The 7187-nt window shown below is 37.5% G+C and carries 8 protein-coding genes; 5 read left to right on the forward strand and 3 right to left on the reverse strand.

Annotated elements, in window-relative coordinates; genetic code table 11:
• Positions 1-265: 265 nt before the first annotated feature.
• A complete protein-coding gene (locus ACIQYS_RS22200; protein ID WP_402985176.1) occupies positions 266-832 on the reverse strand; it encodes an NADPH-dependent FMN reductase in 567 nt (188 codons plus the stop codon).
• 302 nt (positions 833-1134) lie between these two features.
• On the reverse strand, positions 1135-1896 hold the full coding sequence (locus ACIQYS_RS22205) for a DUF2935 domain-containing protein (protein WP_402985190.1): 762 nt from the start codon (positions 1894-1896) through the stop codon (positions 1135-1137).
• Positions 1897-2053: 157 nt separating this feature from the next.
• Here ACIQYS_RS22205 and ACIQYS_RS22210 point away from each other — a divergent pair, with 157 nt between their 5' ends.
• The 5 genes from ACIQYS_RS22210 (at position 2054) to ACIQYS_RS22230 (ending at position 5128) form a co-directional block, all read left to right on the forward strand.
• Positions 2054-2959, forward strand: a complete 906-nt coding sequence (locus ACIQYS_RS22210) for an AEC family transporter (RefSeq protein WP_402985178.1) — start codon at positions 2054-2056, stop codon at positions 2957-2959.
• Positions 2960-3145: 186 nt separating this feature from the next.
• Entirely contained in the window at positions 3146-3364 is a 219-nt protein-coding gene (locus tag ACIQYS_RS22215; RefSeq protein WP_402985180.1) for a spore coat associated protein CotJA, read from the forward strand.
• On the forward strand, positions 3361-3627 hold the full coding sequence (locus ACIQYS_RS22220) for a spore coat protein CotJB (protein ID WP_402985182.1): 267 nt from the start codon (positions 3361-3363) through the stop codon (positions 3625-3627). The genes ACIQYS_RS22215 and ACIQYS_RS22220 overlap by 4 nt, the downstream gene beginning before the upstream one ends.
• A gap of 15 nt (positions 3628-3642) precedes the next feature.
• Positions 3643-4212 carry a manganese catalase family protein gene (locus ACIQYS_RS22225; RefSeq protein WP_402985184.1) on the forward strand — a complete coding sequence of 190 codons (570 nt, stop codon included), beginning with the start codon at positions 3643-3645 and terminating at the stop codon, positions 4210-4212.
• 187 nt (positions 4213-4399) lie between these two features.
• Positions 4400-5128 (forward strand): polysaccharide deacetylase family protein, encoded by a 729-nt coding sequence (locus tag ACIQYS_RS22230; RefSeq protein ID WP_402985186.1) that lies wholly within the window; start codon positions 4400-4402, stop codon positions 5126-5128.
• A 108-nt stretch (positions 5129-5236) separates the two neighbouring features.
• Here the strand turns inward: ACIQYS_RS22230 and ACIQYS_RS22235 are convergent, their stop codons facing one another.
• On the reverse strand, positions 5237-6973 hold the full coding sequence (locus tag ACIQYS_RS22235) for a methyl-accepting chemotaxis protein (protein WP_402985188.1): 1737 nt from the start codon (positions 6971-6973) through the stop codon (positions 5237-5239).
• Positions 6974-7187: the final 214 nt, after the last annotated feature.

Genomic DNA, 7187 nt, shown 5'->3' on the forward strand with positions numbered 1-7187 from the left:
CTAAACGCTAATTAGCTAGTATATTTCGTTGATTGAAGCGGAAGGCGGTGACTCCTGCCGGATGAGTGAGCAAATGAGCCATCACAACGTACGCGTAAGCGGCGGTGATGGCTCATCGCTCACCCGGCGGCGGAAAGCGTCCGCCTACAGCGAAAATCGCAGCGATCACTTGATAAAACTATTTAAGATGCATTATCCCTATATTGCGTTCAATATAAAAATGCCAAGATGAATAATGCTTTCATCTTGGCATTTTACTTATTCATTAGCGAATTGTTTTTAAAGCACCGCTCCATGCAAGCACTTCATCAAGCATAGCGTTAGCGTTAGTTGCATGGTAATCCGCAGGTTTGAACACGCTCATGTTTTCGAAGTCTGTCATTAGTGAGAATGTAACTGCTGTACGAACGTCTGCAACAGAAAGTTCTCCTAAGATTAAACGTAGGTTTTCATGTGCACGTGTACCACCTAGGCTACCGTATCCAACAAAAGCAGCTGCTTTATTAGCTACTTCTGGTTTTAAGTAATCCAGTGCATTTTTAAGCGCTCCACCAATTGCATGGTTGTATTCAGGAGTAACGAAAATATAACCATCGAATGAAGCCATTTTATCTGACCAGCCTTTGATAGCTGTGTTTGCTTCGTCTTGTCTTTCTGCAGGAAGTTCTTCTCCTAAGAAAGGTAGTTTGTAGTTTGCAAGATCTACTAATTCGTATTCTGCATCATTTCGTTTTGCTGCAAAGTCATACATCCAGTTAGCTACTGCTTCTGCATTACGACCTTGGCGTACGCTACCTATTACAATACCAATTTTTAATTTTTCTACTGTCATTGTTTCTTCCTCCTGTTTGTCTTTACCAAATATTTTTTCTAAAAAACCCATGAAAGATCAACTTCCTTAATTTGAATTAATATATCTCATTTCGGTATATTTTGAATTCAGAATAACTATAAATCATAGTAATATAAAGTGTCAATACATTAGCTCATGGAGTTTATCATGTTCATTACTTAATTGTTCTTGTTTTACCAACAAAAAAACCTCCATAAATCGGAGGGCATTGAAATTAATAAATTTCTTTTAAAATAGTAGCTAATCGAATTTAGCACAGCTCTGTTCGCTTTCTTAAGACTTTAAGAGACTAGCTCTATCTTTTTTAAGTAATATGTCTCTTCCCTGGCCATATGATCTGCCATGAGTGGCGTAAAAGTTCCTAACGCCTCTCTTTTAATTCTCATTTCTTCTAATTCCTTTAAAAACCCTTTAAAAATAGTCATTTCTAATTCAATATCTTGATGGAATTTATCTAATGCTGGGAACTTATCTACATTCGCCCGTAAGTAACCTGCTAATTCTACTGCTTTTAAATAGAAGTCTTCCCAATCCTTCATAAACTGCTGTCCTTTTTCTTTTAGCTGTTTTTCCACTCTATCCAAGTCCGTATCTATAGCTCCAGCATGACCTGCAGCATCAATGAGCCATAACAAATCATGGTGCAAAGGGTGCACTGCCGGAATGTTCTCTCCTTTTTCTAAATAGGAGAATACTCGTATAGCTTCTTCTACTTCATTTACCATATGGTTGATGAAAGTTGGTGGCAACGAAATCTTTATTTCTCCAACTAGGTGTTCTTTTATTAACCATAACTTAAACGCTCGAATTTTCTCACTTGCTACTTTTGCTTTTTTAGCCAACTCCATAATTTGCTCATTAGTCAAAGACTTTTGAGAAGTTTCTAGTAATTGATCAAACCGTTTAATAAAAGAACTTGCAACCTCAATTTTCTCTTTTTCACCAGGAGCCAATGAGTCATGAATAAACCTTCCATGGTCTCCTAACACTTGCAACCAAAAATGTAATTCATATAAAGCGGATTCTTGAAATGATATTACCAGTTAACTCCCTCCTTTTTACATTATAAAAGTATATGCAAGATTAAAAAAATGTTTCCTTTTTAGGCAATTGCACTAACAGTTTTCAAATTATTAAAAATGAATAACCAATTAATGTTATAGTTGTTTAATAGATAGAAGTGTTGATGAGGTGAGTTTTATGGAGTTAGTGTTGATCATTTTACCTGTTTTTATTATCTTTTTTATTGGTTTTATCGGTCAGAGATTAATAGGGTTTGATATTAGATCTATTTCGACCGCTGCTCTTTATCTAATGTCTCCTTTTTTGGCTTTTCGCACATTTTATACACATGCGTTAACGATCGATTATTTTTACATGGTGTTAGCTTGTATCCTTCTTATTTTTGGGCTCTTCCTGATTGTATGGATTACTGCACACTTGATGAAATCTACTCGTCCGCAATTTGCAGCTTTAATGCTCGGTGCAGCTTTCCCGAATAGCGGCAATTATGGTGCGCCAGTTGTTCTTTTTGCGTTAGGTGCTGTTGGTTTTGATTATGCTGTTATTATTATGGTTTTACACGGCTTGTTCATCAATACATTTGGTATCTTTTTTGCTTCTTTAGGCGGAGAAGAAAAGGCATCGTGGCGTCAATCATTGCAGAGAGTCGTACGTATGCCTCTCATTTATGCAGCGGCTCTAGGAATTATTTTGCAATTAGTTGGAGCTTCAATTCCTAAAGCGATAATGGATGGAGTTGGTCTTGTTGCGGATGCATCTATTCCAACCGTCATGCTTGTCCTCGGTATGCAGTTAGCTGTTATTTCAAGAAAAAAGGTTGCTTATCGCTACGTGTCAGTAGCAACTGTTATTCGAATGATTATTTCTCCTGTAATTGCAGCATTAGTCGTTTATTTCATGCCACTTAACGATATGATTAAAACTGTATTTATCATACAAGCAGCTATGCCAACTGCAGCGAATACAACGCTTCTTGCGCTTCAATTTGGCACGGAACCAGATCTCGTATCCTTCACGACCTTTGTTACGACGATTATTAGTATTGTCACTATTCCTTTTGTTCTGTTTTTCCTTGGAATATAATTCAGCTATAAAGCCTTCTTTATCGTGCTAGACGAAGAAGGCTTTATTCATTTTCATGTAAATTGAATCTCATTCAGTTGAAATATTACCGCTCGCTAAGGCAGGATAAATTTTCTTCGAACAAGTTGTCCGCTTCGTATTATTTAATCATTGTTTTCATAGGATAATCTGAAGGAGTGATTTGGTTTGGATCAATCTCAATTCCGAGGAACGTTTAGACCATTTGTATCGCCACGGGATCCTTGCCCCCCTATTTTAGAAAAAACTTTTGTTTTACCGCCTCAACTATTTACGAATTTCCAAAAGCCTGGTCTCCCACAAAATTCACCAGAAGAAGCTTTAAGACAAGGTTCTCTTTGGCCGCAATTTGTGGATGGATTTTCTCGCGAGGAGGGAATTTCATGAATTCACATGAGGAAGAATGGAACATGCTAAAAAAGGTACAACAAGCCGATTTCGTCGTCGTAGAACTTACTTTATATACAGATACACATCCCAATGATATGGAAGCAATCCAACAATGGCGAGAAGCAATAAAAGAAGCAGCAAAAGTGAGAAGAAAATATGAAGCAAGATTCGGTCCCCTTTCTCTTTTATCCGTCCCTTCTGCACAAGCAATCGAGGTTGGTTGGCATTGGAATTCTACACCTTGGCCATGGCAAAGATGAGAAAGGGGAAAAGCAATGTGGGTTTATGAAAAAAAACTGTTGTACCCTGTAGAAGTAACCACTTGTAATCCAATGCTTGCAAAGTACCTGATGGAACAATACGGTGGTGCAGATGGTGAACTTGCTGCTGCTCTTCGCTATATGAACCAACGTTATACTGTTCCAGACAAGGTGATTGGTGTGTTAACCGATATTTCGACAGAAGAGTTTTCTCATCTTGAAATGCTCGCTACGATGATTTACAAATTAACAAAAGATGCTACGCCCGAACAATTAGAAAAAGCTGGACTTGGGGCACACTTTGTCAATCATGGTCACTCGCTTTTTTATGAAAATGCAGGAGGTGTACCATTTACATCGACCTATATCCAATCCAAAGGAGATCCAATAGCCGATCTTTATGAAGACATCGCAGCCGAAGAGAAAGCTCGCGCAACTTATCAATGGATAATCGATATATCAGACGACCCCGGGGTTACTGATGCGTTAAGATTTTTAAGAGAAAGAGAAAACGTCCATTCTCTCCGTTTCAGAGAATCCGTAGAAATATTGAAAGAAGAAAGAGTCCAAAAAAAGATATTCTAAAATAAAAAATACGTAAAACCGTAATACTAATACGGTAATAAACGCTTGGAAGGTGGATTTGCTATCCCTCTCTCGAGCGTTTTATTTTTACCTGATAATTAAGCGGTATATTTCATGATGCTTCAGTGAACAATAAATGCAACGTTAAAAATTTCCCCCAATACAGCAACATTAGGAGGAATTATATTTGAAATCTTTAGTATGGAAAATCGGACTATTTATAGTTTTGATTTTTTCTATTGCTTATGCTTCTCAAGCGATGGATAAAGGGAGACCGTATTATGAACAGAAAGGATATGTTCTTTGGGACGTTGAAACAGAAGAAAAAGTCATTGCACTTACCTTTGACGACGGACCCCATGCTACTTATACAACGCAAATCTTAGATCTACTCGCACAGTATGATGCGAAAGCTACATTTTTTGTCATTGGTAAACATGTGGAGAAAATGCCCGAAATTATTCTTAAAATGGGACAAGAAGGTCATGAAATAGCAAACCACACGTATACCCACCTCTATAAAGTCACTCCTGAAAAACTGAAAGATGAACTAAAGAAAACAAATGAAATCATTCATGATATAACTGGCTCCTACCCGTTATATTATCGTCCGGTTGGAGGTAGTTACGACGATAATATTATCAATACAGCGGTGGAAAGCGGTTATAGAGTCGTTATGTGGTCATGGCACCAGGATACACAAGATTGGAGAACACCTGGGGTAGATAAAATCGTTTCGAAAGTACTGTCCGGCGCTAAACCAGGCAATATTGTGTTGTTTCACGATGCAGGGGGAGATCGTTCTCAAACTGTAAAGGCACTGGAAGAGATTCTACCCGAATTACAAAAACAGGGTTATAAGTTCGTAACAATTTCTGAGCTCTTAGAAATAACAAGCATGAGTCTGAAAAAATGAACCATGGTACAATGCTGAAATTGGAAATTAATATTTATAAAGAGCAGACCGTCTATATAATTGGTCTGCTCTTTTCTTTCTCTGCTATACCTTATATTATTAAGAATACTACTCGAATTTCTCTATTAACTCACTTAAGGATTGTGCAACTTTTTGAAGATCTCCGCTCATTGTTTCCAAAGTTCCCATTGCTTTTGTTTGTTCTGCGGTAGAACTTGCGACCTCTACAGTTTGAGTAGCAGTATTACGTGCGAATCCTTTAATATCCTCAAAAGCTGCAAGGATTTCCTCTGAACCAGCAGACATTTCCTCTGTAACAGCGGAGTTATCTTGAATTTCCAGGTTTATTTGAGCGATCATTTTTACTATTCGTTCAAGCATATTACCAATTTCTTGAACAGACTCTGTTCCTTCTATAACTTTTGCTGATGTCACATCCATAACATCGCTCACTTCATTCGTTACAAGTTCAAAATTATCAATAAGTGTTCTTATTTCTTCTGCAGACCGCTTCGATTGTTCAGCCAACTTTCTTACTTCATCGGCAACCACAGCAAAACCTTTACCTGCTTCACCAGCTCTTGCTGCTTCAATTGCCGCGTTTAATGCAAGGAGATTAGTTTGCTCTGCAATCCCTGTCATTACTACCGTTATCGCCTGAATTTGTTTGGATTGGCTACTAAGTTCAGCCACTTTTGAGCCTGTTTGCAGAAACATTTCTTGCACTTCTTTTATTTGTACAACAACTTGTTTGGACTCCTCATGTCCTTTTCCAATAAATTCCGCAACTTCATTAGAAGTATTCGTCATATCGTTCCCTGAATCTGCAATTTTCTGTATGCCAATAGACATTTCTTCGAGGGCTGTAACAGATTCTTCGCTATTTTGTAACGACTTTGCACTACCTTCCGTTAATTCAACCATATGCGCATTAATCATACGGTTCGTTTCCATCGTTTCTTCAATCGTTCCGAATAATTGAGTAGACGATTGTGAGATACGGTTAGACTGACTTGTTATCTCATTCATTGTTGCACTTAGCTGTTTATATGAAGCTGTAAAAGCTTTTGCTAATGCTGAGATTTCATTTTCCGATTTGAATTTAATAGCCCCTACTTTTTTGGATGCTATCGTCCATTTTCCATCTGCGAAATCTCCTAACGCTTCACTTACAACCCCAAGAGGCGCAAATGTTCTTTTTGTATATATGTAAAATAGTATAGTAAGAATTAAAATAATAACAAAAAAGAGTAAAGCGACAATTGGAATAGTTGTTTTAAGGAGATTATTTTGAATTTCTACTACATTCTCCGCGGCAATATCCACCGCTAAAATCCCCACTATGTCACCATTACTAGCTTTAATAGGAGAAAACGCAGACAAATACCTCCCAAACTGAGGATCGTCAATAACTTTTGTACTTACAGAATCCCCTTTTAATACTGCTTTCACATCGTTATAAGTCGTGCCGGTAGTTAGTTGACCGATTGTTGCAGCCCCTTCGACTCCCTTTGCATACCCATCGATCATTATTTCCACAGCGCTCGGATCTGCTTTCAATGTATAAACATACAGAGACCCGGTACTATCCAATAAGTTTATGAGCTGGTTACGAATATTCCAATATGTATCATTCTCAACAGAATTTTCCGAAAACTTATTATACTCATCCCCATCTATCTTACTTGCTAAATAACTCGCCGTAGATACCGCTTGACTCCTAATTGAATCTTCTACAGTTCTAAGCGTACTCATAGTGAACACCGCAGACACTGCCAAAAATAAAAGTAACATGACCGCAATAAGTATTAAAACCATTTTAGTGCTTAATGATTTACGTTTCATTTTACAACCTTCTCTCTAAATGTGCTTATATTTTACTATCGGTTTAAACGACATTTACTTTGAGATATCAAAAAAAATATTTTATCTTCTGATGGTTACAAGTGCCTGGAGAAAAAAAATGAGGCTGGGACAAAACCCACCTTGAAAAATGAAAAGCCCTGGAAATTTTACGAACAGTAAAATTTCCAGGGCTTTGTTTTTAGGCATTAAAAAA

Origin of the sequence: Psychrobacillus sp. NPDC096426, from assembly GCF_044762745.1 — a bacterium.
In the GTDB taxonomy this organism is placed as follows: Bacteria; Bacillota; Bacilli; order Bacillales_A; family Planococcaceae; genus Psychrobacillus.